At 64.1% G+C, this 25,918-nt stretch carries 22 protein-coding genes and 1 riboswitch; of the genes, 2 read left to right on the forward strand and 20 right to left on the reverse strand.

What is annotated here, in order from left to right; genetic code table 11:
• Positions 1–101: 101 nt before the first annotated feature.
• From FHS28_RS06150 to tadA, 9 genes are all read right to left on the reverse strand, one after another.
• Positions 102–746 (reverse strand): energy transducer TonB, encoded by a 645-nt coding sequence (locus FHS28_RS06150; RefSeq protein WP_088448610.1) that lies wholly within the window; start codon positions 744–746, stop codon positions 102–104.
• Positions 747–1,470: 724 nt separating this feature from the next.
• A complete protein-coding gene (locus FHS28_RS06155; protein ID WP_184294238.1) occupies positions 1,471–2,205 on the reverse strand; it encodes a 2OG-Fe(II) oxygenase in 735 nt (244 codons plus the stop codon).
• 128 nt (positions 2,206–2,333) lie between these two features.
• Positions 2,334–5,015 carry a TonB-dependent receptor gene (locus FHS28_RS06160; RefSeq protein WP_184294240.1) on the reverse strand — a complete coding sequence of 894 codons (2,682 nt, stop codon included), beginning with the start codon at positions 5,013–5,015 and terminating at the stop codon, positions 2,334–2,336.
• Between the two features lie 698 nt (positions 5,016–5,713).
• Positions 5,714–7,624: an ABC transporter ATP-binding protein gene (locus FHS28_RS06165; protein WP_088449660.1), complete on the reverse strand. Its 1,911-nt coding sequence runs from the start codon at positions 7,622–7,624 to the stop codon at positions 5,714–5,716.
• Positions 7,625–7,631: 7 nt separating this feature from the next.
• The gene (locus FHS28_RS06170; RefSeq protein ID WP_088448607.1) at positions 7,632–9,128 is read right to left on the reverse strand and encodes an ABC transporter permease; all 1,497 of its coding nucleotides are present in this window, start codon (positions 9,126–9,128) and stop codon (positions 7,632–7,634) included.
• A gap of 14 nt (positions 9,129–9,142) precedes the next feature.
• On the reverse strand, positions 9,143–10,126 hold the full coding sequence (locus FHS28_RS06175; protein ID WP_088448606.1) for an ABC transporter permease: 984 nt from the start codon (positions 10,124–10,126) through the stop codon (positions 9,143–9,145).
• On the reverse strand, positions 10,126–12,414 hold the full coding sequence (locus FHS28_RS06180; RefSeq protein ID WP_246409523.1) for an ABC transporter substrate-binding protein: 2,289 nt from the start codon (positions 12,412–12,414) through the stop codon (positions 10,126–10,128). The genes FHS28_RS06175 and FHS28_RS06180 overlap by 1 nt, the downstream gene beginning before the upstream one ends.
• 203 nt (positions 12,415–12,617) lie before the next feature.
• Entirely contained in the window at positions 12,618–13,628 is a 1,011-nt protein-coding gene (locus FHS28_RS06185) for an LD-carboxypeptidase (RefSeq protein WP_088448604.1), read from the reverse strand.
• Positions 13,625–14,224 carry a tRNA adenosine(34) deaminase TadA gene (gene tadA, locus FHS28_RS06190; protein WP_246409657.1) on the reverse strand — a complete coding sequence of 200 codons (600 nt, stop codon included), beginning with the start codon at positions 14,222–14,224 and terminating at the stop codon, positions 13,625–13,627. Before tadA ends, FHS28_RS06185 begins: the two co-directional genes overlap by 4 nt.
• A gap of 205 nt (positions 14,225–14,429) precedes the next feature.
• Here tadA and FHS28_RS06195 point away from each other — a divergent pair, with 205 nt between their 5' ends.
• Positions 14,430–15,761 (forward strand): DUF72 domain-containing protein, encoded by a 1,332-nt coding sequence (locus FHS28_RS06195; RefSeq protein WP_310736741.1) that lies wholly within the window; start codon positions 14,430–14,432, stop codon positions 15,759–15,761.
• Positions 15,762–15,857: 96 nt separating this feature from the next.
• On the opposite strand, the gene FHS28_RS06200 is transcribed toward FHS28_RS06195, so the two are convergent.
• Positions 15,858–16,772: a LysR family transcriptional regulator gene (locus FHS28_RS06200; RefSeq protein WP_088448602.1), complete on the reverse strand. Its 915-nt coding sequence runs from the start codon at positions 16,770–16,772 to the stop codon at positions 15,858–15,860.
• 158 nt (positions 16,773–16,930) lie between these two features.
• Between FHS28_RS06200 and FHS28_RS06205 the strand changes: the two genes are divergently transcribed.
• The gene (locus FHS28_RS06205) at positions 16,931–17,455 is read left to right on the forward strand and encodes an ester cyclase (RefSeq protein WP_088449658.1); all 525 of its coding nucleotides are present in this window, start codon (positions 16,931–16,933) and stop codon (positions 17,453–17,455) included.
• 64 nt (positions 17,456–17,519) lie between these two features.
• On the opposite strand, the gene FHS28_RS06210 is transcribed toward FHS28_RS06205, so the two are convergent.
• From FHS28_RS06210 to FHS28_RS06255, 10 genes are all read right to left on the reverse strand, one after another.
• Positions 17,520–18,041: a 6,7-dimethyl-8-ribityllumazine synthase gene (locus tag FHS28_RS06210; protein ID WP_088448601.1), complete on the reverse strand. Its 522-nt coding sequence runs from the start codon at positions 18,039–18,041 to the stop codon at positions 17,520–17,522.
• Between the two features lie 79 nt (positions 18,042–18,120).
• A riboswitch (FMN riboswitch) is annotated at positions 18,121–18,265 on the reverse strand.
• A 78-nt stretch (positions 18,266–18,343) separates the two neighbouring features.
• Positions 18,344–19,489, reverse strand: coding sequence for a hypothetical protein (locus tag FHS28_RS06215; RefSeq protein ID WP_184294242.1), 1,146 nt, complete (start codon positions 19,487–19,489; stop codon positions 18,344–18,346).
• 56 nt (positions 19,490–19,545) lie between these two features.
• The gene (locus FHS28_RS06220) at positions 19,546–20,544 is read right to left on the reverse strand and encodes a 2-hydroxyacid dehydrogenase (RefSeq protein ID WP_088448599.1); all 999 of its coding nucleotides are present in this window, start codon (positions 20,542–20,544) and stop codon (positions 19,546–19,548) included.
• Between the two features lie 66 nt (positions 20,545–20,610).
• Positions 20,611–21,246, reverse strand: coding sequence for a hypothetical protein (locus FHS28_RS06225; protein ID WP_184294244.1), 636 nt, complete (start codon positions 21,244–21,246; stop codon positions 20,611–20,613).
• Between the two features lie 123 nt (positions 21,247–21,369).
• Complete coding sequence (locus FHS28_RS06230; RefSeq protein ID WP_088448597.1) at positions 21,370–21,753, reverse strand: 2OG-Fe(II) oxygenase; 384 nt, start codon at positions 21,751–21,753, stop codon at positions 21,370–21,372.
• A 285-nt stretch (positions 21,754–22,038) separates the two neighbouring features.
• On the reverse strand, positions 22,039–22,428 hold the full coding sequence (locus FHS28_RS06235) for a hypothetical protein (RefSeq protein WP_184294246.1): 390 nt from the start codon (positions 22,426–22,428) through the stop codon (positions 22,039–22,041).
• Positions 22,429–22,696: 268 nt separating this feature from the next.
• Entirely contained in the window at positions 22,697–23,101 is a 405-nt protein-coding gene (locus FHS28_RS06240; RefSeq protein WP_184294248.1) for a hypothetical protein, read from the reverse strand.
• Positions 23,102–23,859: 758 nt separating this feature from the next.
• Positions 23,860–24,207: a hypothetical protein gene (locus FHS28_RS06245; RefSeq protein WP_221193723.1), complete on the reverse strand. Its 348-nt coding sequence runs from the start codon at positions 24,205–24,207 to the stop codon at positions 23,860–23,862.
• 2 nt (positions 24,208–24,209) lie between these two features.
• Positions 24,210–25,166, reverse strand: a complete 957-nt coding sequence (locus FHS28_RS06250) for an RHS repeat domain-containing protein (RefSeq protein ID WP_088449657.1) — start codon at positions 25,164–25,166, stop codon at positions 24,210–24,212.
• A gap of 31 nt (positions 25,167–25,197) precedes the next feature.
• Positions 25,198–25,918, reverse strand: a 721-nt coding sequence (locus tag FHS28_RS06255; RefSeq protein ID WP_184294250.1) for an IS3 family transposase, incomplete at its 5' end; no start/stop codon positions are given.

Consider the following 25,918-nt stretch of genomic DNA (forward strand, 5'->3'; position numbering starts at 1 on the left):
GAGTTAGCTCCTACGCAAAAAGTCTTGAACTCAGGTTGAGAGGGTCGGGACGCGTCAGGCGTCCCGGTGTTCGATCAATGGGGCGGCGGAAGTCCGGCGCCTCAATCCATGCTGAAGACGAATTCCTGCTCCAGGAGCATGTCTCCCGGGCATTCATAGCTGTCCCTCAGCGCGGCTTCAATCGCATTCTTCATGGCACGTTCAGCCTTGCGGTCGTTGGCGCCGCGCAGGGTCTGGAACTGCACGTCGGTGACGCGGCCGCCCTTCACGTTGAACGTGGCCTTGTAGGAAGCCTGACCGGACCAGTTCAGGGCCGGCATTTCGGGCTTGCCCATCTTGGTGCAGTTGCCGATGGCCTTGCGGGGACCCGCCACGGGCGGTGCCGGAGGTGCCGGTGCTGCCGGGGGCGCCGCCGGCTTGAATTCCTGAGCCGGCGGCGGCGTGGTGGTCACCTGCGGGGCAGGCGTATTCACCGGCGGCGGCGCGGTCACCACCACTTCAGGCGGCGGCACGAACGGCGGCGGGGGGGCCTTGATGTCGGGCGGGGGCGGCACCACCTTCTCCGGAGGAGGCGGCGGCTTGACCTTTTCCTCGACGACCTTCACATCGATGGGGCCCTTGATGGCTTCCTTGACTTTGGTCGCGAGACCGCTGGCCAGGGCGCCGATGATCAGGACGTGCACCAGTACGACGAGGCCAAAGCCCGTCAGGCGCGACGACCCGCCTTTATCCTGCGCAAAGTTCATGCGCGCTCCTTCATCAAACTGCGAATTTCTTTCATCGAGACTAAAGGGGAGTTCGACTCAACACAGCCAGGCTGATCAGGCGTTCGCGCCGCGGCCCCGAGGGTCAGCAGCGCCTGTCTTGCCGGCTGTGCGGACGGCAGGGAACGGTGGTGCAACGGCCATCAGTGCCGAAGATCGCCGCCCCGCCGAATGCAGGATGGACACACACGAAGAACCGAAACCCTGGGCACGATACGAACCCGACTCAACAAAAATGCCCGTCGGCTTGTGGCCGCGGGCGTCTCAAGGACTGGTCTGGATGTGTAGCAAAACTACATACCCGACTACCTTGCGCGACGCTGATCATAAACGACTTGGACTTGCGCTCTTGCCTGGGGTTTGCCCGAACAATTGGACGCGTCATCCAAGGCCGCTCATGGCCTTGCCGAATCACCTGGTATCTTACTGGTATGGTGCTCGTCCGGGGTCTGCACCGAGTCAGTGCTTTCCCCATGCGACCGATCTTTCAACCGGTCCGACCACCCCACCATCCCAAACGAAGACGCAATTTTCGCACCTGCCAACCCGCGAGGACTGACTGACGTGCGCATGCCGTCCATCACTGCAATTCCGTCAATTTATCGGAAAATCGTCGGGTTCGTACTCGCGTTTCTCCGTAGTCACCCATCGTCTCGCACCCCGGCGATGTGAGGGCAAATCACGCTCCCGGCGATGTGAGGGCAAATCACGCTCCCGGCGCTGGGATTGAGCCCTGCTGCGGCGCTGCAATCAGCCAGCCGGTGATCGCCTGGCGCTCCCCCATGGCGTACGGCGGTACATACGAAACGAAATGCGACTGCGGCACGGTGAATAGAGAGAGTGAATTGAAGTGGGGATAGAAGGTGTCCAGCACCGAGCCATCTTCGGCCGTGAAGTGCAGCAGGCCGCCCCAGTCCGGGCTCCATTGGCGTGTCAGATTGATGACATACGCCAGACGCCGATCCTCGCGCTCGACATGGTCGTCGTGTGCAGTCAGGAAGTTGCCGCGGGAGTACATCGTCGCCTGCGCATAGACGCCTTTGATGCTGGCATCACCGCTGAGTTCTCGCATGACGGAGAGGAAGTCCTCCTCCGCCATGTAGCGCATGAAACGCGCCAGCAGGTCAGACCGGCCCTTTTGCAGCGCCTCCACCAGCGAGTCGGAAAAGAAGGAAAACTGAAAGCCTTCCCGGGCAACGGAATGAATGCCTTCGGTCAATTGCCAACGCTGCTCAGCGGTGAGGCTGCGCAGTTGCTCGCCGGTCAATCGGCGATCGCCATTCAGATCGCGGTAGACCAATTGCCAGTCAATGCGCTGCAGGGCCTGATCCAGCGCATCCGCCACTTCCCTGGAAAAGAAATTGCGGATCTGCACACGGCCGGTGCTGCGCAAGGTCTGCCCCAATGCCGCCAGGTCCAGATCTGGATTCAGATAGTTCATGACATTCTCGTCCGCGGATGCCGCCGCCCACTCAGCGGACAGCATACGCATAAAACAAGGGCAGGCCCCGGAGGGCCTGCCCTGATGCAAGACCCGGCCTGATCGACTCAGGCCGGTCCTCTCATCGATCAGAAGGCGTACTTGCCACGCAGATAGAAGGTGCGGCCCTTCACGTCGGCGTAGGTCGGGTCGAAACCGACCTGGAAGTAGTCTTCCTGCACGGTGACCGGCGGCTTCTTGTCGAACAGGTTGCGGAAGCCCATGGTGAAGGTCATGTTCTTGACACCGCGGTACAGCGCCTGGAAGTCGACCAGATCGTAGGCCTTGACGGTGCGCTCGTCGCCATAGTCCGTGTAGGAGTTCTGACGGTAGTAGCGCACGCCCATGCCCCAGTTGCCCTTGTCCCAGTCCAGCGTGAAGGTCTGCTTGAACTTGATCACCGGGCCACCCACCGCATACTTGCCGAGATTGTCGACTTCCTCGTTGGTGACGACGTTGGTTTCGGTGCTCTTGGTCAGGAGGGTGCCTTCCCAGCCCGGGGTGAAGGTACCCCATTCGGAACGCACACGGGTCTTGGCGTTCAGGTCGAAGCCGGCAACGCGGGCCTGACCCACGTTTTCCTGCGACGCATTGACGTAGTTCAGGTAGCCGGTGGTCGGGTCGATGACCAGACGGTTGGCATACACCGAGCTGCTGGTCGTCGGGCCGGTCCGCTTGGCAAACCAGTCCTTCAGGATGTCGTCACCGGTCAGCGCGCGGATGCCGTTCGTGATCTTGATGTCAAAGTAGTTCACCTCCATCGTGGTGTCCTTGATCATCTCGAACACCAGACCCAGGTTGAAGGACTTCGATTTCTCGGGCTTCAGCTTGGGGTTGCTGTTGTTCACGGCGGTCAGCTGCGTGTCGCAGTGGTCCGTGTTGGGCGACTTGGCGCAACCGACGATCGCGTCATAGAACGGGTCGGTGTAGTTGCTGCCCGTGTTCGTGCCGGCGGACGGTGCGTACATGTTGTCCAGGGCCGGGGCACGGAAGCCCTTGCCGTAGGACGCGCGGAACAGCAGGCCCGGCATCGGGGTGAAGCGCAGGGCGATCTTCGGGCTGGTGGAGGAGACCGACGGCGAGGTGAACGAGCCGTCGCGCGATTCGCCCTTGGTGCCGCTGTAACGGTCATAACGGACCGCGGCGTTCAGCTCCAGGCTCTTCAGAACCGGGAAGTTGAATTCGCCGAAGATGCCGCTGATGTCGCGCTGACCCGTCACCTTGCCGGCATTGCCGGAGCCACCGACGATGTCGCCGGAGCCTGCAATCTCGGAGTAGCCGTCGTTGTACTTTTCCTTGCGGAATTCGCCACCGATGGCGGCACCCATGTTGCCCGCGCCGACATTGAACAGCTCACGCGACAGCGTGAAGTCCACGCCGGTGTTGCTGGTCTTGGACTTGCGGTTGTTGCCCGACAGTTCCGCCGACTTCAGCGCGGCCAGGCCGGCGGCGTCGTTGGGGCCGAAGGGGTTGATCAGACCGGTCTTCAGCGCAGCCACCAGACGCGAGTCCGAATAGATGCCGCTGACAAAGTCGTCACGGGCCTTGCCTTCTGCGTAGGTGAAGGCGGTCTTGTAATCAAAACCGCCCAGCGTGCCTTCCGCGCCCACGACGGTGCGCAGCACTTCGCTGGTGACCTTGTCGCGACGCTGGCCGCCGTCCACGATACGCCAGTTGATGATCAGGTCACCGCGATAGCCCGGCTGCACCGCGTCCACGGCGGCGGTCGGGTACCACTTGCCGCCGCCCGGATAGCGGTAGGCCGGCTTGCCGGTGGTGGTCGAGGGCGTCTGCGACGAACCCAGGGTGATTTCGTTGCGGCTGTAGGCCAGTTCGGTGAACAGGGTGTTGTTCTCGTCGGCCGCCAGCGTGCCCTTCAGCAAGGTGCCATAACGCTCCTGCTCAGGCACCAGGTCGATGTAGTGGGTGTAGTCGTAGCGGCAGTTGGCCGAACCCTTGAAGCTGTCCGGTGCATTGCACAGCGGATAGTTGGCGGCGCCCGGCACATAGATGTTGCCGGCTGCATTGGGGATGGAGGCGTTCGCGGGGAAGGTGTTGCCCGAGTCCTTCACGATGCCCAGGTCCGGACGATTGCCGGTGCTGGCGAAGCCCCGGTCCTTGGCGCGGATCGGGTCGTACTTCTGGTAGTTGAAGGTGCCCAGGATGTTGAACTTCTGCTTGGACAGGTCGCCCACGCCGAAGCCACCGGCCAGCGAAGCGACATCGCCCACGCCATGCGGCACTTCCAGGCTGGCGCTGATTTCGCCGCCCTGCCAGTCCTTGCGGGTGATGAAGTTGATCACGCCGCCGATGGCGTCGGAACCGTAAGTCGCCGAAGCACCGTCACGCAGCACTTCGATGCGCTCGATGGCCGCCAGGGGCACCGAGTTCAGGTCCACGCCCTGACCGCTGAACGGGTAGATCGGCAGACGACGGCCGTTGAGCAGCACCAGGGTGCGGGAACGACCCAGGCCGCGCAGCGAAGCACCGGTCTGGCCGGTGGCCGACGAGTCACCAATCGACTGACCCAGCGCAATGCCGCCGCCGTTGTTGTAGCTCAGGCGGTCCACCAGCTCCTGCACGTTGGACACACCGCTCTTGTCGATGTTGTCCCGGGAGATCACGCTGACCGGCAGCGCGGTTTCGGCATCGATCCGCTTGATCGACGACCCGGTAATTTCGACCCTGTCGAGTTGCTGCTGGGCGACGGCGGGTAGCGCGATACCCAGCGCCAGCAGCGCGGCAAGATTGACGCTCTTGCGTTTGAACATTGGAAACTCCTTTTCCAGAAACACTCGTGACGTGTTGTGAACACTTGGCAGACCTCGATAAAGGTCAGACCCGTGCCTGAGCATCCATCTCAGATTTAGGTGCGATGAAGTGTGATTTCTGGAAGGTGAAGCCTCCTCAGGTGAACCCCTAGAGCGAGGCCGGAAGTGCCTCAAGTCACGGTTTTTTGCGGGTAAGTACGAGTGTGCGAATGTTGTTTTCCGTTGCGTTGATGCGACGACGCGGATCGCACGAACTTCGTAGGACGCGCGCTGCGCTGTGCGTTTGTTTTCGGTTGGTCCAACTTTTGAATACTTTCGCGCGTATATCGCACTTTAACTAACCAATTTGGCGCACAGGTTCGCCCTTGTTTTGGGCGGTCTGCACAACAGTCGTGCATGCAAGCGCTTCACAGGCGAATGGCGAGGGGCCAGACGAGGGCAAAACGGCTCGTTTTCTTCTGCGGCGGATTGCAGATTCGTTGTCAATTTCGACACATGCCTCGGTAATGTTCGTGGGAGCGCGGGCGACGCACGAATATCAGCGGGGGTATGGCAGATGCTTTACCGGCAGAAATGCAGGAATATCGACACGACCGATTTCGAATATCGACATACTGCAAATAAAAAAGCCCCGCGAACCATCGCGAGGCTTTTCGTGGAGTGACGTCCGCGCCGATGCGCGTGCGGGATGGGGCCGTTCAGGCCGCTGCGGGACGCTGCACGACCCGAGGCACCGCCGCCAGCAAGGTGCGGGTGTACGCCTGCTGCGGACTGCCCAGCACCTGGCTGCAGTTGCCCGCCTCGACGATGCGGCCCGCCTGCATCACCGCCACGTTGTCGGCGATGTACTCCACCACCCCGATGTTGTGGGTGATGAACAGGAAGGACAGGCCACGCTGCCGCTGCAGCTCCCGCAGCAGGTTCAGGATCTGCGCCTGGACCGACACATCCAGGGCGGACGTCGGCTCGTCACAGACGATCAGCCGCGGCTGCACCGCCAGCGCCCGCGCGATGGCGATCCGCTGACGCTGGCCGCCGGAGAATTCATGCGGGAAACGGCCGAGCGCATCCCGGCGCAGACCCACCTGATCGACCAGGTCATGCAGCAGCGCCTGACGGGCGCCTGCATCGAGTTCCGGCCGGAGCGCCAGCAGGCCCTCCTCCAGCACCTCCTGTACCCGCAGCCGCGGATTCAGCGACGCAAACGGATCCTGGAAGATGATCTGCACCTGACGACGGGCGTCGCGCAGCGCTTCGCCATCCAGCGCGAACAGGTCCTGCGGCGCAGCGCCCTGCCCGGCCTTCGACCGATCCACCGCCGGATGCAGCCACGCCTGGCCTTCGATCGTCGCGACACGTCGCAGCAGCTGCACGATGGCCTTGCCGGTGGTCGTCTTGCCGCAGCCGGACTCGCCCACCAACGCCAGCGTCCGTCCGGCCTCGATGGACCAGGACACGCCCCCCACCGCATCAAACCACTTCTTGCTGCCACCCAGCAGGCCGCGCGACAGCGGATAACGGACCTTCAGATCCTTGACCTCCAGCAGCAAGGGCCTAGTGGCAGTCGCAGATGCAGCCGCCGATGCAGCCGGCTCCGCGCTGGCATCCGCCATGGGCAGCGCCGCCCGGGGCAGTGCCTCCCGCGGATCGGTATAGAGCAGGCATCGCACTTCATGCCCCAGCGGCCGGTCCGGCACCGCCGAGAGCGACGGGCAGGTCGACCCGCAGTGCACCATCACCCGGTCGCAGCGGGGCGCGAAGCGGCAGCCGTCAAAGTCCTGCCACAGCGGCGGCACCGTCCCGGGAATCGCCGCGAGCGGCTCCCCGCGGCGGTCCGCATCCGGCAGCGCCTTGAGCAGCAGCCGCGCATACGGGTGGCGCGGTGCGGCGAAAAAGTCCTGTGCCGGAGCCACTTCCACGATCTGCCCGGCATACATCAGTGCCACCTGATGGGCCATGCCCGACACGACACCGAGGTCGTGCGTGATCAGCAGCAGGCCCAGGCCCCGCTCGCGCTGCAGGTCCTTGAGCAGGTCCAGGATCTGCGCCTGGATGGTCACATCCAGCGCGGTGGTCGGCTCGTCGGCAATCAGATAGTCCGGCTCGGCCGCCAGCGTCATGGCGATCATCACCCGCTGCTTCTGGCCGCCCGACATGCGGAAGGGATAGTCGTCGATGCGGCGCTCCGGCTCCGGAATGCCAACGCGGCGCAGCCAGTCCACCGCCTTGGCACGGGCCGCCGCACCGCGCAGGGCGGTATGGGCCTCGATGGCCTCGACGATCTGGTCGCCCACCTTCATCACCGGATTCAGGCTGGTGCCCGGCTCCTGGAAGATCATGCCGATCCGGCCGCCGCGCACGTCCCGCATGCGGGCTTCGCTCAGGTCGAACAGGTCCTGGCCGTCCAGGTCCAGCCGGCCGTCGGCAATGCGGCCGTTGTCCGGCAGCAGGCGCATCAGCGCCAGCGCGGTCATGCTCTTGCCGCAGCCGGATTCGCCCACCAGCGCAAAGGTCTGTCCGCGCGAGAGGGTCAGGCGCATGCCGTCAATGGCCCGGACCAGCCCGGCCTCGGCATCCAGATGCACCTTGATGTCTTCAATCTTCAGCATGGGGACCTCAGGCTTGCGGCTGGGAGGAAGCGGCGCGCTGCGCATCGTCCGCGGCTTTCTGGGCCGCCGCGCGGCGGGCCTTCAGCGCCAGCCACTGGGGACGCAGCTTGCGCGAGCGCGGATCGAAGGCGTCCCGCACGCCGTCGGCGAACAGGTTGGCGGCCAGCACCAGGCTCACCATGAAGCCGAAGGCCGCGGCAAAGCTCCACCACACCACCGGGTCGCGGCTCATTTCCGAGCGAGCGAGGTTGATCATCCCGCCGAAGCTGTTCATCGTCGGGTCCACGCCGACGCCCACATAGGTCAGCACCGCCTCGTACAGGATCAGGTCGGAGAAGTTCAGCACCAGGCTGATCAGCACCAGGTGCATCACGTTGGGCACGATGTGCCGCATCATGATGCGGGTGTCCGACACGCCAAAGGCGGTGGCAGCCTGCACGAAATCGGATTCGCGCAGCTTCAGCGTTTCGCCGCGCACCAGGCGGCACAGCGTGGCCCAGCCGGTCACCCCGAGAATCACGCAGAGCAGGAAGATCTTCAGGTCTGACCGCTCCGCGCCGGTCTGGAAGACCTCGGGGTGCTTGTCCAGGAACACCTGGACCATCAGCACGCAGGCGGCGATCAGCAGCACATTGGGCACCGAGGTCAGCACGGTGTAGAAGTACTGGATGACTTCATCCACCCAGCCCTTGAAGTAGCCGGCCAGGATGCCCAGCACCAGCGCGAACGGCAGCGTCGCCAGGGTGGACAGCGCGCCAATCACAAAGGCGGTGCGCACGCTCTTGAGCGCCTGATAGAGCACGTCGTTGCCGGTCTGGTCGGTGCCGAAGACGTGATAGTGGTCCATCAGTGCCACCACCGGTCCGGCCAGCAGCATCACCACGGTCAGCGTGGCCAGCGCGGCGCGCCAGGGGTAGTCGGTGCGGTCCGCCAGCAGGTCGCGCAGGGCGGTGCGCCAGCCGCCGTGGCCGCGCGCGAGCACACCCGCCATCGCTGCCGCCAGCAAGGCGCTGAGCAGCGCGCCCCCGGCCAGGCCCGTGAGGACGCGGCGGGTGAGGTCCCCCACCCATTCGGTCGCCGGATCCTTGAGGTGCGCCCCGCCCCAGGTCAGCCGCGGGAACTCGCGCACGATCTCGCTGCCGTGCGCCACCGCATCCTTGTTAAAGCCTGCATAGGCCAGCGGCGCGGAGTAACTGATCTCCCGCATGTCCAGCTGCCGCGCCAGCATCACATCCAGGATGGAGCGGGTGCGCGTTTCATAGAACTGCTCGCCGGACGGGCTGTCCGGCAGGGCGCGCCGGAAATGCACGCTGTCCAGCGCGGTGATGGTGATGAAGAGCAGCAGCACCACGCCGGCACTCAGCGCCACCGGGTCGCGCAGCACCCGCTGCCAGTTGGTGCGCAGATGCGGCCGGCGCACCAGCCGCAGCACATAGCCCAGCAGCGCGGCCAGCAGCAGCCACAGCGCCACATCGGTCCACAGGACGACGATCTTGAAACCCATGACGTCCTCCGGACTCAGCTCAACCGCACCCGCGGATCGACCCAGGTGTAGACCACGTCGATCAGCGCATTGCTGGCGATATACAGAACAGCACCCAGGAACACCATCGTGCGCACGATGGCAAAGTCCTGACCGGTGATGGCATCGATCACAAACGCGCCGAGGCCCGGGATGCCGAAGAAGCTCTCGAACACCAGGCTGCCAAGGAAGACATACGGCAGATAGGCACCGGCGCTGGTGATGATCGGAATCAAGGCATTGCGCAGCACATGGCGGCGCAGCACCACCGGCTCGGACAGGCCCTTGGCTCGCGCAGTGCGCACATAGTCCTTGCCCACCTCTTCCAGCAACATGGCGCGGTACAGCCGCGCCTCACCGCCCAGCCGCGACAGCAGCGACAGTGCAATGGGCAGCGCCAGGAAGCGGATGGCGTCCAGGCCGGGCGCATAACCGTTGATCGGCACCAGGCGCAGGATGCGGGAGAAGAAGAACTGGCCGACGATGATGTAGAAGAGACTGGAGATCGACAGCATCAGCACACACAGCACCACGCCCCAGAAGTCGATGCGGGAGTTGCGGAAGAAGGTCAGCAGCAGCGCGAACGCCACGCTGATGATCAGCTGCAGCACAAAGAGCGGCACCGCCAGCTGCAGGCTCACGCCCATGCGCTTCTTGATTTCGTGGCCGATGTCCACCGCCTGACGGGCATCCGAACGGCCGAAGTCCAGCAGCATCAGCGAGACCGAGCGCTCCCAGAACACCGTGTGAGTGACCCGGGCGCTGCCCTGCTGGGTGTCGTCCCAATACAGCGGCTTGTCATACCCGCGTTCGGCCTTCCACTTGTCGATCTGCTCCTGCGTGACCCGCTTGCCGCCGATGTTCAGACGCGCCATGTCGTCCGGCGTGTTGACGGTGAAGAACAGCAGAAAGGTCAGCAGGTTGACGCCGATGAGAATGGCCAGACCGTAGCCCAGCCGTCTTGCAATGATCTTGAACATCAGTCGGCCCCTCCAGGGGCGGCAACCCGGCCGCGCGCGGTGGCGGTCTCCCGGGCCATGAAGCTGCGACGGGTGGCCCACACGATGGCGACGGCGCCGAGCACCAGCACCAGCAGCGGCCACCAGACCGGACGGTTCCACTCGGCCTGCTGGCGGTCTCGCTCGGCCGCATCAAGGCGGTAGAAGCGGACGGGGTCCCGCACCACGATGCTGGGCTTGCCGTTGTAGATCCAGTGCTGGAAGGCCTGGCCGGTGTAGGGCCAGTAGCCGCCCGCCCAGGGCGCGTCCTTCTGGACGATCTCCATCATGCGGGCGATCACGCGACGCTTCTCCGGGCCGTCGTCCAGCGTCTGCATCGTCTGGAAAAGGCGGTCGTATTCGTCGTTCTGGTAGTTGCTGGAGTTCTCGCCCTCGTGCTTGGACTTGCTGTTCGGTCCGTACAGCAGGAAGAGGAAGTTCTCAGCATCCGGATAGTCGGCGAACCAGCCCCACCAATAGATCTGATGCTTGCCCTGGCGAACCTTTTCCTGGAACTGGTTGTAGTCGGTGGCCCGCACATCGAGCTGCACACCGAGCTTGGCGAACTGCTTCACCATCCAGTCGTTCTCGGCTTTCACCTCGGGGGTGACGGTCCGCATGAAGTCGTAGTTGAGGACCAGCGGACGGCCAGTGGTGGCATCCCGGCCATCGGGATAGCCGGCTTCGACCATCAGCTGACGAGCTTCCTCCAGTGAGCGGCGGACGATCTTGCCGTCCACCCTCTTGTGGGTGACCGGATTGAAATAGCCCGGTTCGGCATCACGCGAGCCGAACACGCCGGGCGGTACCGGGCCGTAGGAAGCCACGCCGCCGCGGTTCTTGAAGATCTGGCCGTAGCCCTCTTCCCAGTCGATGGCCATGGACAGCGCCTGACGCAGCTTGCGGTTGCGCTCATGCTGCTGCGGCGTCGCGCCGTCGCCGACCACCGGGTCCAGCCAGTTGAAGCCCAGGTACCAGCTGTTGGGATCGGTATCGCGCGGGAAGCGGAAGCCTCGCTCATGGAAGAAGGCGGCCACCTCGTCGGAGTCGCTCTGGTCGGCGAGGAACTCCACGCCCCAGTCGCCGCGCTCCAGGTCAGGAATGTCCAGATAGCCCTGCTTGAACAGCTCCTTGCGCGGCACCCGCTCTTTCACCAGCGTCGCCACGACCTTGTCGATGAAGGGCAGGCGCTTGCCGCAGTCGGCCAGCAGGCCGGCGGCCTTGTCTTCTTCGCTACCGTCGCAGGGGTAGGTGTCCACGTGATAGTTGGGATTGCGGGACATCACATGGCGGCGGTCCTGCTCGTACTCGGTCATCATGAAGGGCCCGGTGCCCACCGGCCACTGGTTCCAGGAGATGCCGTGCTCGGCCATGCCCTTCTGTGCATAGAAGGCGTCCACTTCCCAGGGAATGGGCGAGAGGAAGGTCGTGGCCATCCAGTACGACCACTGGGGATACTTGCCCTTGATGCGGATGCGCAGCAGATGGGGATTCACCGCCTCCGCGCCTTCCAGCGGCCACTTGCGGAAGTCCAGGAAGGGCTTGTCCTTCGTGCTCTCCGGCAGGCCTTGCAGCAGCTTGGCGTTTTCCTGGCGGATCAGCGCGCCATATTCCTTCAGGCCCAGCACGCGTTCGGAGAACAGGCCGTAGATGGGTGCTTCGGTGCGGGGCGTGGCGTGGCGCTTGAGGGCGTAGACGAAGTCGTCCGCCACCAGTTCGCGGGTGCCTTGATGCTCGAACTGCCAGGGGGAACGCTTGTCGCCGAGCTGCCCGGCGGTGAGCTGGTGGTAGTAGTAGTGGCCCTGCGGATCCCGGGCAAACGCCGGGCTGGGCGCGAACATCACGCCGGGGCGGATGGGCACGTCATAGATGCTCAAGGCGATCTTGTCGGCCGGGGCGTCCTCGGGCAGTCGCTGGCCCTGCGCGTCGAGATAGTAGGGCTTGACGACCTCAGCGGCAGCGCGCGGAATCAGCTGGTACGGCCGCTTGAGGTAGTGGTAGCCGTAGAGCGGCTCGGTGATCTGATAGACGTAGACGCCTTCCGGGGCCGTGTAGGACGAGGTGGGATCCAGATACCGCGGCGAGCGTTCGTCGAAGGAGATGAACAGGGTGTTCTCCTTGCCCGCGCCCGCCCAGTAGGGGCTGTTGTTGCAGCCGCTCAGGCCGGCGCCCGCCAGCCCGATGAGCAGGACCGCCGTGCACAGGGCCCACATCCGCCGGGCCAGGCGTTGCCACCCGCCGTCCCCCTCACTCCACCGTCCCGACGACATTCGTCACCCCTCAAAACACAAAGCCGCATCCTCTGGACGCGGCATTGCCAAATTGTTTCCGGGCTGCCTGGGCGGACGGTCCGCGAGGACGCTGCATTCCGCGAAGGTTCCCTTGCCAAATCATACGTGAGCCCTGCCGGCTGAAAGTCTGGAGATGTGTCTCCAACAGCTTTCAGACAGCTTCGGCGAACAACCGCCGCGGGTCAGTGATTGTGGCCGTGATGATCGTGATCGTGCCCATGCGGATCGTCATGGGTGTGATGCGGATGATCGTGGTGGGGATGGTCGTGGCCATGGTCGCCATGCCCCACATGCCCCCAGGCGACAAACACATCGTGGCCTTCCACCAGCAGCTCGGTCTTCGCACCGACCGGCAGACACACCTTGGTGGGCACGTGACCGAACGGCAGGCCAGTCAGCACCGGCACCTTGCAGCGTGCCCGCAGCGCTTCCACACAGCTCTTGAAGTTGTAGCCCCGGTCCAGCGGCGACTTCTTCCAGCCGGTGAAATGGCCGAGGATGACCGCCTTCTGCGCATCCAGCACGCCGGCCTGCTGGAGCTGCAGCAGCATGCGCTCGATGCGATAGGGATGCTCGTTCACATCTTCCAGGAACAGCAGGCCGTTCTTGATGCGTGGGAAATGCGGCGTGCCCAGCAGCGAGCACAGCACGGCGAGGTTGCCGCCCCATAGGGTGCCACGCACGCCCAGGCCGTCAAAACCGGCCTCTGTGCGAAAGCCCACGGCTTCGAGCGATCCGTCCATGGCTTCGACGAAACAGTCGCGGGTGATGTCGTCGACGCCGCCTTCATCCTCGGTACGGCCGAAGTCGTCGCAGGCCAGCGGGCCGGCCCAGCTCATCTGCTGGGTGTGGGCCAGGAGGCCGAGGTGCAGCGCGGTCAGGTCACTCAGGCCGACCCAGCGGGTCCCCTTCTCCACACTGCGCCCCATCTGCTTCCAGTTGATCTGGTCGAGCAGCCGGGTCAGGCCGTAGCCGCCGCGGGTGGCCAGCGCCACGTCGGGCGCGGCCTTGGCCACGCGGTGCAGCGCGGCCAGGCGGGTCTCGTCGTCACCGGCAAAACGCTGGTGTTTGGCGGTGGCCGCTTCGTCGATGGTGACGTTGAAGCCCAGGGCGCCCAGCCGCTTGGCGGCGCGGCGCAGGGGCGGCGTGGTCGCCAGAACGCCGGAAGGGGTGTAGAGAATCAGGTCGCTCATGGCTGCGGGTCGGTTGGAGGCGGATCGGGGGTGTCCACGGGCAGGTATTCGGCCTCGCCCACGGGGATGTCGGAGGCCAGCGGATCGATCTGCGAGGGAGCGCGCAGAGCGGCCAGCGGATCGGTCTGTTCCGCGACGCGCTGGGCATGGCGGCGCTGTCGTGCCGCCTCACGACGTTCGGCAAAGAACTGGCGCAACAGCTGGGCGGAGGGTTCCGCGAGCACACCGCCCACCAGCGCGGTGTGGTGATTGAGCTGCTTCTGGGCAAAGAGGTCCAGCACCGAGCCGGCAACGCCGGTCTTGGGATCATGCGCCGCGAACACCACGCGCTTGATGCGGGCATGCATCATGGCCATGGCGCACATCGCGCAGGGCTCAAGGGTGACGAACAGTTCGCACTCGGGCAGGCGGTAGTTGCCCAGCAGTTGTGCGGCATGGCGCAGGGCCACGATCTCGGCATGGGCGGTGGGATCGTGGGTGGTGATGGGCCGGTTGTAGCCGGTCGCGATGATCTGACCGGCGCGCATGATCACCGCGCCCACCGGCACCTCCCCGACGAGCCAGGCGTTCTGGGCCTGGTCCAGGGCCAGGCGCATGGCGTATTCGTCGGCAGGGTCTGCAGGGGCCGCTGCGGCGACCGGGGCGCTCACTGCGCGCGCGACGCCCGCGGCAGCGCCATGGGCGCACGGAGTGGCATTCGCGGCATTCGCAGCGTCAATGCCAGGCATGGGGATCGGGTGAAAGTCAGTCATGGTGCGTGTTCGCGCGGCAGTGTAGCCCGTGGCGCTATGCTGCCGGGCCATGAGCTCGGATCCGACCGCCCCCATCGCCGACCTGCACCGCGACCCCGCCACTGGAACGGACGCGGCGGGGGACGCTTCGGACGCTTCGGACGTCGGGGTCGACCTGTTCGGCATGCCGGTCGTGGCGCCGGAGCGGCGGACTCGAAAGAAACCGGCGACGGCGGAGGACGAGGCGCGAGACGCAACGGGTGCATCGGGCGCACGACGCGCAGCAAGCGCACCCGGTTCAGCGGACGCAGCGGATGCGTCGGATGTTCAGGGCTTACAGGAGGAGCTGGAAGGCGTGGGGCTGCCGAGTGAGTTCGGCGAATCGCACCCGAAGGCGGACGCGGTCGCCGCCGAAGATGGCGCGAACCGTCGCTCGCGCCGGTGCGGCGGTGTGGCGGCCGCGCCCGCGCTGGACACCGATCTCGCACTTGCGGCGGCGCTCTCCCCGCATATCCGCATCGGTACGTCCTCCTGGAGTTATCCCGGCTGGCAGGGACAGGTCTGGGCCGGGGAGCACAGCGAATCGGTGCTGTCACGGCAGGGGCTGTCTGCCTACGCCCAGCACCCGCTGCTGCGGGCCGTTGGCATCGACCGGGGCTTCTATCAGTCGCTGACGGCCAGCCAGTTCGAGCGCTATGCCAACCTCGCGCCAGAAGACTTCCGGTTCATGGTCAAGGCGCCCAGCGCGGTGACGGACGCGCTGGTGCGGTCGGAAGACGGGCGGGGCCGACAGGCCAATGCAGCCTTCCTGAATCCGACGCTGGCGCTGAAGACTTTCGTTGAACCCGCCTTCGAGGGGCTGGGGTCCAAGGCCGGTGCGCTGGTGTTCCAGCTGAGTCCCCTGCCGCTGGATCAGCTGGCGCGGATGTCCGAGCAGATGGACCGGTTGTGGCAGATGCTGCGCGCGCTCCCGCCGCCGGCAGATCGCCCGCCCGGCGCCGTGTTGGCGGTCGAGGTCCGCGATCCGGAATGGCTGTGCCCGGATCTGGTCGCCTTGCTGAAGGACACGGGCGCGGTCTATTGCCTCGGCCTGCATCCCAAGCTGCCGCCGATCCAGGAGCAGTTGCCGCTGCTGCGCGCCCTGTGGCCGGGGCCGTTGGTGGCGCGGTGGAACCTGCATCGCAAGCATGGGCCGTATGGCTATGAGGACGCGCAGCGGCTGTATGGGCGATATGACGAGCGGGTCGATCCGGATCCTGAGACGCTCACCGTGCTGTCGAAGGTGATGCGCGCCACCGCCGCGGCGGGACACGAGGTGCTGGTCACGATCTCCAATCACGCGGAGGGATCGGCGCCGCTGAGTGCGCGGGCGTTGGTGGAGGAGATCGTGCGGGGTGGGTGATGGGTGGCGCTGAACCGCAAGATCCGTCACTTTGCGCCGAATGTTCCTGATTCTGGAACGTTCGTACCTAATTTAGGAACATGTGGGCGAGCGGCCTCATTGTTTGCTCCGCAGCGCCTCCCAGCGCCACGCTTTTGCCAATCGGCTTGCCAAGAAGTCCACCAGCGCCCGAACGCGTGGCGGTAGCTGCCGGCCTGAGGGATACAAGGCGTTCAGCGGCGCGGCGGACATCGGAAACGCCGGGAGCACCTGCTTGAGCCGGCCCTGCATCAGGTCGTCGCCCACATCCCAGATCGATTTCCTCACGATCCCCGCTCCTTCCAGCGCGAACTGATGGGCCGCGCTGCCATCGTTGGTGACCAGGCTGCCAGTGACCTGGACGGACGTCTGCGCTTCATCGTCAAACGCCCAGACCGCCCGGCCATGGTGGCCGATGAGGATGCAGGCATGGTCCACCAACGCCTGCGGATGAGTCGGACGGCCGCGGCGCCGCAGATAACCCGGTGATGCGCATAGCACGCGAAAGTTCGGGGCCAGTGGCCGGGCAATCAAGCTGGAATCGCCGAGTGCGCCAAAGCGCACGGCAAGGTCGATGCCGGCGTCCACCAGGTCGACCGGCACATCCGACAGCTCCAGATGAATGCGGATCTTCGGATGCTGCTTCTGAAACGCCGCCACCACCGGTGCAATCCATTGCCGCCCCAACTCCCCGGGCGCACTCATTCGAATGGAGCCCTCCATTGACTGCGACCGACCGCTCATGACCACCTGCGCGTCTTCCACCGCGGCGAGGATCCGCAGCGCCTGCGCATGAAACAGCTCCCCCTCTTCCGTGAGGGCCTGCTTGCGCGTCGTCCTCTGGAGCAGGCGAATGCCCAGCTCGCGCTCCAGCTGCGTCAAGCGTTTGCTGATCATGGCCGTGGACAGGTCCATGTTCCGGGCAGCGGCGGACAGGCTTCCGGCGGCCACGACACGCGCAAAAGTCCGCAGGCTGGCGAGGTTGCTGATCATCGGTTGTTGAATAAAAGGAAAAGATCCATTCGACGCGCGCATCTGTTTTCAGGCATGCGCAGCCGTGAGGATAAAGGCCTCACAACTTCAAGGTCGCTGCAATGCAACGCCACTCCCCTCGTTTCCGTCCTACTGCTGCCGCCCTGTCCTTCCTGGTGATGCTGAGCGCTTCCTCGTCCGGCTGGGCAGGCGCCACAAGCCGTGACCCGGTGACTTCGACCCAACTGGTGGCGCCGGCCGAACTGGTGGTGGACGCCAGCCTGCCCGCCTCCACCCTGGATGCCCAGGTACTGGCCGCGCGCCGATACAGCTCGTTCTGGAACACGGGGGACGCTGAACTCGCGCGGCAAGCGCTGGCGCCAGACTTTGTGGACCGCACGCCGCCTCTGGGTCGTCAGCCTGGCTTACCCGGGGTGTTCGCGGCCTCGAAGACCTTCCGTGCTGCAGTGCCCGACCTGCGGTGTGAGGTGCTGCAGATGATCGTTGCCGGCGATCGGGTGGTGACGCACCTCAGGTTCAGCGGTCACTTGACCGGCGAGCTGATGGGACGCCGCGGCGACGGACAGGCCATTCAGTTCATCGCCACTGACATCTACCGGGTGCGAGACGGTCGTATCGCAGAGAATTGGCATCTCGAAGACACGCTGACGCTACTGCAACAGGCGGGACTTGTGGCTCGGTAGATCTTTGGGGCCGCCAAAAAAACATCGCCCCGGTCCGAGCGACATCGAACCGGGGCACCCGCATTCAATCCTGCGGCAGACGCTTGTACAAGCTGAGTGTCTGGCTGCAGGCGCGCGCCACCTCAGCGCCCTTCTCCACAAAGTGGTCCAGGAAGAAGGCGACATGGCGTTCATGCTCGTGGAAGTGGTGCGGTGTCAGCACGCAAGACAGCACCGGAATGCCCACATCGAGCTGTACTCGCATCAAGCCGTCGATGACGGCATGGGCGACGAAGTCGTGCCGGTAGATGCCGCCGTCCACGACAAAGCCGCAGGCCACCACGGCCTGATAGGTGCCGGTCAATGCCAGATGCTTCGCCAGCATCGGGATCTCGAAGGCACCGGGCACATCGAACACGTCGATGGCGTCCGGAGAGACGCCTGACTTCGCCATTTCACTCTGGAATGACTGCCGTGCCGATGCAATGACATCGGCATGCCAGCCTGACTGAATGAAGGCGATGCGCCAGGCACTGGGGCCATCTTTGGCGCGCTGCTGAAGCGAGGAAAGACCTTTTTGGAAGGTCGTCACAGAGGTCTGATTCATGTGTGCTCCAAATGGAGGGATGACATGGAATCAGGGCGCACGGATCCACCGCACGAGGCTGACGCTTCATGCGGAAAACACGCGGTCTCTTTCATCCGGACTGTGACCGTCGGCCCCGGAATTGCACCGGATCTGCTGACCCTGCCCGAAGGCAGGCGCTCGCGGGCTGAGGACCGAAGTCCATCACCGCCGGTGGGGAATTTCACCCCGCCCTGAGAACGCTTGAGCACGCCGCGGAAAGGATGGACCTTGCCGGAGGCGGGCTCGGCGGCATTCTAGGCGGCGCCGGCGCTCCTTTCGCCTCAGAGGTGCGCGACAGAAAGGGCCTCAATGGAGTCGCCGTCGAATGCGATCAGCACGCGGCGCGTGCGGTCGAACAATCGCGCCGTGAAGTTCGGGTGGACCGCAACCTGCTCCCGTGTCGAAAGACACCAGACCGTGGTGCCGGACTTGGCGGCCAGGTGGAGATGCCTGCCGTCGCTGAACACGGCGGTCACGTCCCCGATCTCGGGCATCGGCCACCACCCCTCATGCTGCGCTGTGGTATCCATCAGCTGCACCAACTGCACACCCTGCCCCTTTCGAGCGCTCTCGCCTTCTTCATCGTCCCAGTCGAGGGTGCCCCAGAACGCAAGACGGTCATCGTTGATCCAGCACACCGGGATGGTCCACATGTCGCGCTGGCAGACGTCGATCACCGAAGTGCCATCTTCGCTTTCCCATGGATTCGAGGACAGCCAAGCGTTTACCGACCAGATCCGTGGTATCGACAGCGGCTGCCAGACCCAGCCATCGTCGAGCAGCCGCCCGCCACTGGGACTGGGGAACAAAGCACCATGAAAGTAATCCAGGTGGTGCGGCGGCCAATCGCCGTCCGCATTGCGTGGCTCGATCTGTCGATCCGTCAGGCAGACCCCGGTAGCCGGATCGGAGACGTCCAGACGATTCCAGGCCGTGCGATGCACCAGCAGGTCCCGCTCATTCCAGCGCACAAAGCAGGCGCTGAACGGCACGGTGTCCGGGTGATAGTCACCACCGTTCAACAACAAGGTTCGTTGACCCGTCCGCGTGTTGATTACCTGCCCCTGGGTGCCCAGGTCCGACACGACCGCCACATAGGCGCCGTCATGAGAAGCGTACAGGCGATGTTGCGGCACTCCGAACACGCCCTGACGCTCATCGACGGGTAGAGCTGGCAGTTCCAGCGAGCAAAGCTGGGTGGACGACACCGCTGCGAGATCCACCTGCCACAGGGCGCCCTCAGCCGTCAGAACCACGAGCGTGTCCGCAGTGGCCTCCACGGAACATGCATCCAGAATTGCCGCGCCGCGCCAGGTGAAGCGGCGGAGCGCGTTGCTACTCCCGTGAACGTCGGCGGAATGGGTCAGTGAGAGCAACTTCAGTCCTTCAATACTTCCGAGCGCGAGGGAAATGGCATGGCCTTTCAATCACTCGCCAAGCTTGATACGTGTTGCGCAACGCGGATCCACAAATGTGGCTTGCTTCATGCACTGGACGGAATTCGATTGACCAAGGGCTGACCTTGCTCGAACGCCGTGATGCTTTCAAGTGTCGTCTGGACGATCTGGCCGATCGCCTCCTCGGTGAGGAATGCCTGGTGACCCGTGACAAGCACATTGGGGAATGACACCAGCCGCTGGATCACATCGTCCGTGATGATGGTGGACGACAGATCCTGGAAGAACAGGCTGGCCTCCTGTTCATACACATCAATGGCCAGTCCGCCCAGTTGACCGGTTTTGAGGAACTCGATCGCCGCCTCCGTGTCCACAAGACCGCCGCGACTGGTGTTGATCAGAATGGCACCGCGGCGCAGATGCGCCAGCAACTGGCGGCCGACGATGTGGTGGGTGTCCGGCGTCAGCGGGCAATGCAGGGAAATGACGTGCGACAAGGCGGCCAATTCGTCCATGCCGACATACCTTCCCCCCAACTGCTCAAAGGTCCGGTTGAGATACGCATCGTGCCCCAGCAGCGTGCAGCCGAAGCCCTGCATGATCTTCGCAAAGACGTTGCCGATCTTGCCGGTGCCGATGATGCCTACCGTCTTGCCATACAAGTCGAAGCCCATCAGGCCGTCCAGTTCGAAGTTCCCTTCGCGCGTGCGCGTGCTGGCCCGTGCAATCTTCCGATTCAGCGCTAGCAGCAGCCCGACCGCAAACTCGGCCACGGAATGCGGCGAGTAATCGACCACTCGAACCACGGCGATATTCAATGCGGCCGCTGCCGCGGTGTCGATGTGGTTGAAGCCGGTCGAGCGCGTGGCAATGAGACGGGTGCCCTGCCCGGCCAGCAGCGCCAGTACTTCCGCATCCACCTGGTCATTGACGAAGACGCAAACGGCGGGACATCCAACGGCCAGGCGAGCCGTGTCCGGCGTCAAGCGGTCACCTATGAAGAGCAGCTCGTGTCCGAATTGGACGTTCGACTTGTTGAAGAGCGCCTGGTCGTATCGGCGAGCACTGAAGATGGCTGCTTTCATGGAGGACGCCTGAAGACTGGTGGATGCCAAGCATCTTAAGCGGCGGCTCCGAAAGCGGCTTGGGCTTCAGTCAATGATCAAGGTGTAGGTGACCGCCTGGTACATCGTCGGCAGTGCGCCGCCGAATTCCACCGTATGGCGGCCGGGGCTGAGCGGTCTGAGCATGACGTAATAACCATTGGCGGCCGCGCGGTACCTGGGACTCCCGAAGGCTTTCGCCCCCACATCGAAGCACGCCGGCGAAGCCTGGCGGTGCGCCATCAGGTCTTCCATCCGCACACCATCCACCTGCAACACCAGTGCCTTCGGTTTGCGGGTGAGCTGAGCCGCACTGGTCATGAAATCGACGCACGGACCGGCACGGTCTTCAAAGGCGGAAGCGAGGTAATTGATCAGTGGGAAGAACAGGTACTTATCGCGCGGCACGTGACAGGTGCGAATCGCCCGCTGCGTGCCGTACGTGCCGGCCAGGAACCACACCTCACCGCTTTGATTACTGGCGCAGAGGTCACCCGTTTTGTCGGCCACCGGACTCAGTTCATATGGAAAGGATCCCGCCCATTCCCACCAGCGCTGAGACCAGATCGCCTGGGAGGCACCTTCGACTGATTCATCCGGCGGCAGGAGCACGGAGTCCGCCGCCAGCGCGGCGCCTGTGGACATGGCCATCACAACAGCGGTGGCCAGGACTTGTGTTGCCAAGGAACTGAAGAAACGCGGAAGCTCGCCCATGACCGGAACCATTTCATCGCAAAGGGCGGCATGTTAAGTGGCAAGCGATATCCCGTATCGAAAGAATTGGAAACGTTGTCGCTCCCTGTCCCCTCAGCGCCCTTTTCTACCCAACACCCAGCCGATGGAAAAGACGTAGCGACTGCCACCTGCGACACGGGTGACGCTGTGTTCGCTGACGTCCGGTCTGAACAGCTTGATTCGCGACCCCGAGTAGATGGGATCCTTGCAAACGAATTCGCCACCTGACTTCGGTGCCTTCAGGATCACATTCAACCTGTAGTGCCGCCCCAGCTGCACCGGGTCCTTGTGAGGGGGGATCTCAGACCCGTCTGGGTAGCGGATCAGATAGGAATCAAACGGAATGGGCCAAGGTGCGGTCAGCAGCAGCATCTTGTCGTACCCGGTTCCCTGTCGGCCGCGTTGCCAACGGAAGGCAGTTGAGAGGAATGAACGCAGTCGACTCGGCGAGGACATGTGGGGAAAGGACGGTCAGACGTTGGGGAAGTCGGTGGCGGAAGCATGAGCGCCGGCACAGATGATACGGAGGAACTTCACACCACTCACGGGGCTAGCGAGGTGAAACCCGCGCAAGGGATTCACGGGCGCAAGCGCCATCGGCACTGGCAGGGTTCATCGCTGTCGGTCGATGGCGGGCACCTCAGCAACAACAATGCAAAGGCTCGCGGCATTTTGGGCTCTTTTTCTGCAGCCAGTGAAGGTGAGCCGCGGAGCTCATGCGTGCTCAGACTTCTCCATAGCTCATTGTTCGTCAGCGCCCTCCCGCTCCGCATACATGCTGACAAGCAACTCCACGCCACCTTGCCCGAGCAGCATCATGTCGGCGGATTGGATCGAGAGGCCAGCGAACTCAGTATCTGAGTGCACCTCGCACCACAGCGACAGTGCCACATCGTCGATCGCCGATAGACGCTCGGCATAGCCACAGGCCCAACTTGCGGCCCGTGACAGCGCTTTGTCGAAACCTTCACCAGGCTCCGGTTCCAAACGCCAGAAGACGCGGTGATCGTCTCGGCTCGGGGTCGCGGGCGACACTTTCGTAGGAGGGGCCGTAATTCGGCTCGCCATATCTTCGACGTGATGCAACCGCGACAATGCGCAAAGAGTGATTCGATAGTCCGAGATTGCCATCAGTGCAGGGAGTCTTTGTCACGCAGCAGCGCTCACGACAGTCAATGCTAACAAGGTCTTTGACGTCACTAGCCGTTTTCATTTCGCGCCAACGCCTCAAGTCGTCGGACAGCCTCGGTCAAGTTGAGCCCAGTCTCCGCATCGAAGTACTGCCCCGGGAAACGCAGCTGAAAAGCTACTGCTGGCTGCCCGCTCGGGGCCGTTTCCGCCGCCGTTGACCCAAACAGCTCAGCAATCCACCGCCAGCGCTCCGCCCCGGTTCTGTCAATCAAGATCCTAGGCGCCCTAAGGTGATCGGCATAGGCGAAGAACACATCGCTGCTGTTGGCGGGCCCAAGGACTGCCAGCGGCTGCAAACCACACCAATTCTTGCACTGCCGTGCCTCCGCCGTGTATTTCCCAACAGTTCGGGACCGGACGCATAGAAGCACAGTCGCGCCTGCTCCGGCGCGGCGGCATTGGACCTGCTCACCCGCTGCCAACCCGCGTCGTAGCTGAAGGCGGTCGTCTGCCCCGCCTTGGTGATGGGGGTGAGCCGGTTGTCCAGGCTGTACGCCACGCTGCTGTACATGGCGGTGTCCGTCAGCGTGTTGCTGGCCGCGCTGCTGCTCTGCGCGACGATGGCCAGCGGCTTGTCGAGCTTGCGCGAAGTCGCGGCCAGGTAGCCGTCCACGCCCTGCGCCATCAGCGCTTCGGCGAGCTTGGCCGCGCCGCGCTCGCCGGCATCGTCAAGGTCGTTGCCCGCCGCATCAAATACCGGGATGACCAGGCTGCCCGTCAGGTGCTCGTTGCCGCTGTCGCGGTAGATGCCGATGCGTTGCAGCTTGGTCTACAGCTCGTTGCCGGCGACGCGGCTGCGCTCGGGCAGCCGCAGGTCCAGGGTGCGGTTCGCGTAGCCCAGCCCGAAGCGCGCGATGCCTGCACGAACCACCGCCTGGACGTCGGCGGCACGCGCAGGAAGCCACCCCGGTTGTCGGGCGCCTGTGCAACGTGCCGTTGCCCTGGCTCTGCGCTGGACGCTTTGCCGCCATCCAGGGTGGCTTCCTGCGCTGCGCTTCGTCAGTGGCGGGCTTCGGCCAGCTTCGCTGACCTGCACCCCAACCTCGTTCTTCGCGTGGGCGCGAACCGGCGCGAGGACCGCGCCTGAACAAGGTCGGCCCCTGCAGCGCTGCGGCAACCCGCCTGGGGGCGGGTGCGCCTTCGCGTCAGCACCGGCGCCGGCCGGTGCTGCCCGCTGTCCTGCGGCAGCGGCTCCAACCCATCCCCCCGCCCTTCCCAGGGAAGGGAGCGAGTCGCCCTCCGCCGTCAGCGGTGCATGCCACTTCGTCCGCATGCACCGCCCACGGCGAGCGTCGAACGGCACGCCACCGCGTCAAGGCCGAGCCCTGCGGGTGGCCTGCGGCCAGCCTGGACTCGGCAGCACGCCTGAACTCAGCGAACCGCAGCGCTCTGCAAGCGCCGTGCTTTCCAACGACGCCACAGCCACGGCAGCAAGACGAACCATTGAAGATATCCAGCAATTCCGCACGTCAACGTCACCAGCAGAGCATCGCTCAAACCCTCAGCTTCCAACCCAACAAGTGCCAGGATTGCACTGACAAGAGCAGTTAGCAGCCAGCCGCTCGGGAACGTCAACACCAGCATGCAGAGCCCATGCCTTAACAAGACCTCGTTTCTTAACTGGCCATCTGGCAGCCCTTGGTAGCTCGTCAAGGTCCAGATAAAGACCAGCCCGATGACCACCACCCAAGCAAGCAAGAAGAGGGAATGTCTTTTCATCATTACCGCCGCACGCAGCGCCTTTCGCAGGTGCTCACCACGTCCTCGGTGTACTCCTGGCAATCAGTGCCCAATGGCCCAATGGCGTACTTGGGACGAGTCGGTTTCTTGAGTTCGTTAGCGATGCAGGTTTCGATGCAGCTGTCTTCCCCTTGCCGCCTTTCACATGCCTCGGGCTTGTAGTAATCCTTGTCAGGCGTTGTGGGCGCTCCCGGACTGCCCGGAACGATATTGCTACCGACCCCGCCGCTTGAGGCAGTAGTGCTGCCACAGGTCATATTTTCGCCGCTGCCAACGCACACGTAGGTGTGGTTCAAGACCGGCGGGGCAAAAGAGCCTGGCTTGCCACCGAGCGGGCGCTTGCAGATGTACGTCTCCAACCCCAGCGGGTCCGTGTAGCTCAGTGGGTTGCCCTCGACGTATGCATACGTGTTGATACCGCCTTGCAACCCGATGGGGTCAGATTGGGCATATCTTCCACTTGTCGAATCAAAGTTACGGAAGTAGTTGTAATTGAGCCCTGTCTCCGCATCGAAGTACTGCCCCGGGAAGCGCAGATGGAAAGCTACTGCTGCCTGCCCGGTCGGGGCCGTTTCCGCTGCCGTTGACCCAAACGGCTCAGCAATCCACCGCCAGCGCTTCGCCCCTGACCTGTCAACCAGGATTCTGGGCGCTCCGAGGTGGTCTGAGTAGCTGAAGAACACCTCGTTGCTGTTGGCCTGCCCCAGCACGATCAGCGGCTGCCCCTCGAACCACACCACTTCTTGCACTGCCGTGCCTTCGGCCGTGTACTCCCCCAGCAGCTCAGGACTGGATGCGTAGACGAACAGTCGCGTTTGCTCCGGCGCAGCAGCATTGGACTTGCTCACCCGCTGCCCGCCTGCGTCATAGCTGTAGGCGGTCGTCTGCCCCACCTTGGTGATCGCTGTGAGCCGGTTGTCCAGGCCGTACTGAATCAACCCGGTTTCCGCGGAGGCTGTTTGGTTTAAGTCAGGCCATTACGGCGGAGTTCTGACTGGCGAGTTGCCGATAGTAGTTTGCCTCGGCCTCAGCGGGCGGGATGTGGCCGATGGGCGCAAGCAGGCGATGGTGGTTAAACCAGGACGCCCACTCGAGCGTCGCGAACTCCACAGACTCCTTGGTCTTCCACGGAGCCCGGCGATGGATCAGCTCGGCCTTGTAGAGCCCGTTGATGGTCTCGGCCAGGGCGTTGTCGTAGGAGTCCCCCTTGCTCCCAACGGAAGGCTCGATGCCGGCTTCTGACAGCCTCTCCGTGTAGCGGATGCTGACGTATTGCGAACCCCTATCGGAGTGACAAACCAGACCGCCGTCCCGCTCGGGCTGCCGGGCGTACAACGCCTGCTCCAGAGCATCGAGCACGAAGTCTGTGCGCATCGAACTGCTCACGCGCCAACCCACGATGCGGCGCGCGAACACGTCGATGACGAAGGCCACGTACAGCCAGCCCTGCCAGGTCGACACGTACGTGAAGTCGCTGACCCACAGCTGGTTGGGCCGCTCGGCGCGGAACTGCCGATTGACTCTGTCCAGTGGGCACGGAGCCTTGGCATCGCTGATGGTCGTGCGCACAACCTTGCCGCGCATGACCCCGCGCAGCCCCATCCCGCACATCAAGCGCGCGACGGTGCAGCGGGCCACGCTCACGCCTTCGCGTCCCAGCTGCCGCCAGACTTTCTTGGCCCCGTAGACC

The organism is Roseateles terrae, assembly GCF_014192155.1.
GTDB lineage: Bacteria > Pseudomonadota > Gammaproteobacteria > Burkholderiales > Burkholderiaceae_C > Roseateles > Roseateles terrae.

Bases quoted from the DNA above. Each gene is read 5' to 3' on its own strand.
- FHS28_RS06200 (WP_088448602.1), bottom strand. From the start codon at position 16,772: ATGATCAGCAACCTCGCCAGCCTGCGGACTTTTGCGCGTGTCGTGGCC.
- tadA (WP_246409657.1), bottom strand. From the start codon at position 14,224: ATGCGCCTGGCCCTGGACCAGGCCCAGAACGCCTGGCTCGTCGGGGAG.
- FHS28_RS06175 (WP_088448606.1), bottom strand. From the start codon at position 10,126: ATGTTCAAGATCATTGCAAGACGGCTGGGCTACGGTCTGGCCATTCTC.
- FHS28_RS06205 (WP_088449658.1), top strand. From the start codon at position 16,931: ATGCTGAGCGCTTCCTCGTCCGGCTGGGCAGGCGCCACAAGCCGTGAC.
- FHS28_RS06210 (WP_088448601.1), bottom strand. From the start codon at position 18,041: ATGAATCAGACCTCTGTGACGACCTTCCAAAAAGGTCTTTCCTCGCTT.
- FHS28_RS06230 (WP_088448597.1), bottom strand. From the start codon at position 21,753: ATGTCCTCGCCGAGTCGACTGCGTTCATTCCTCTCAACTGCCTTCCGT.
- FHS28_RS06220 (WP_088448599.1), bottom strand. From the start codon at position 20,544: ATGAAAGCAGCCATCTTCAGTGCTCGCCGATACGACCAGGCGCTCTTC.
- FHS28_RS06160 (WP_184294240.1), bottom strand. From the start codon at position 5,015: ATGTTCAAACGCAAGAGCGTCAATCTTGCCGCGCTGCTGGCGCTGGGT.
- FHS28_RS06170 (WP_088448607.1), bottom strand. From the start codon at position 9,128: ATGGGTTTCAAGATCGTCGTCCTGTGGACCGATGTGGCGCTGTGGCTG.
- FHS28_RS06195 (WP_310736741.1), top strand. From the start codon at position 14,430: ATGAGCTCGGATCCGACCGCCCCCATCGCCGACCTGCACCGCGACCCC.
- FHS28_RS06235 (WP_184294246.1), bottom strand. From the start codon at position 22,428: ATGGCAATCTCGGACTATCGAATCACTCTTTGCGCATTGTCGCGGTTG.
- FHS28_RS06150 (WP_088448610.1), bottom strand. From the start codon at position 746: ATGAACTTTGCGCAGGATAAAGGCGGGTCGTCGCGCCTGACGGGCTTT.
- FHS28_RS06165 (WP_088449660.1), bottom strand. From the start codon at position 7,624: ATGCTGAAGATTGAAGACATCAAGGTGCATCTGGATGCCGAGGCCGGG.
- FHS28_RS06185 (WP_088448604.1), bottom strand. From the start codon at position 13,628: ATGAGCGACCTGATTCTCTACACCCCTTCCGGCGTTCTGGCGACCACG.
- FHS28_RS06155 (WP_184294238.1), bottom strand. From the start codon at position 2,205: ATGAACTATCTGAATCCAGATCTGGACCTGGCGGCATTGGGGCAGACC.
- FHS28_RS06180 (WP_246409523.1), bottom strand. From the start codon at position 12,414: ATGTCGTCGGGACGGTGGAGTGAGGGGGACGGCGGGTGGCAACGCCTG.
- FHS28_RS06245 (WP_221193723.1), bottom strand. From the start codon at position 24,207: ATGAAAAGACATTCCCTCTTCTTGCTTGCTTGGGTGGTGGTCATCGGG.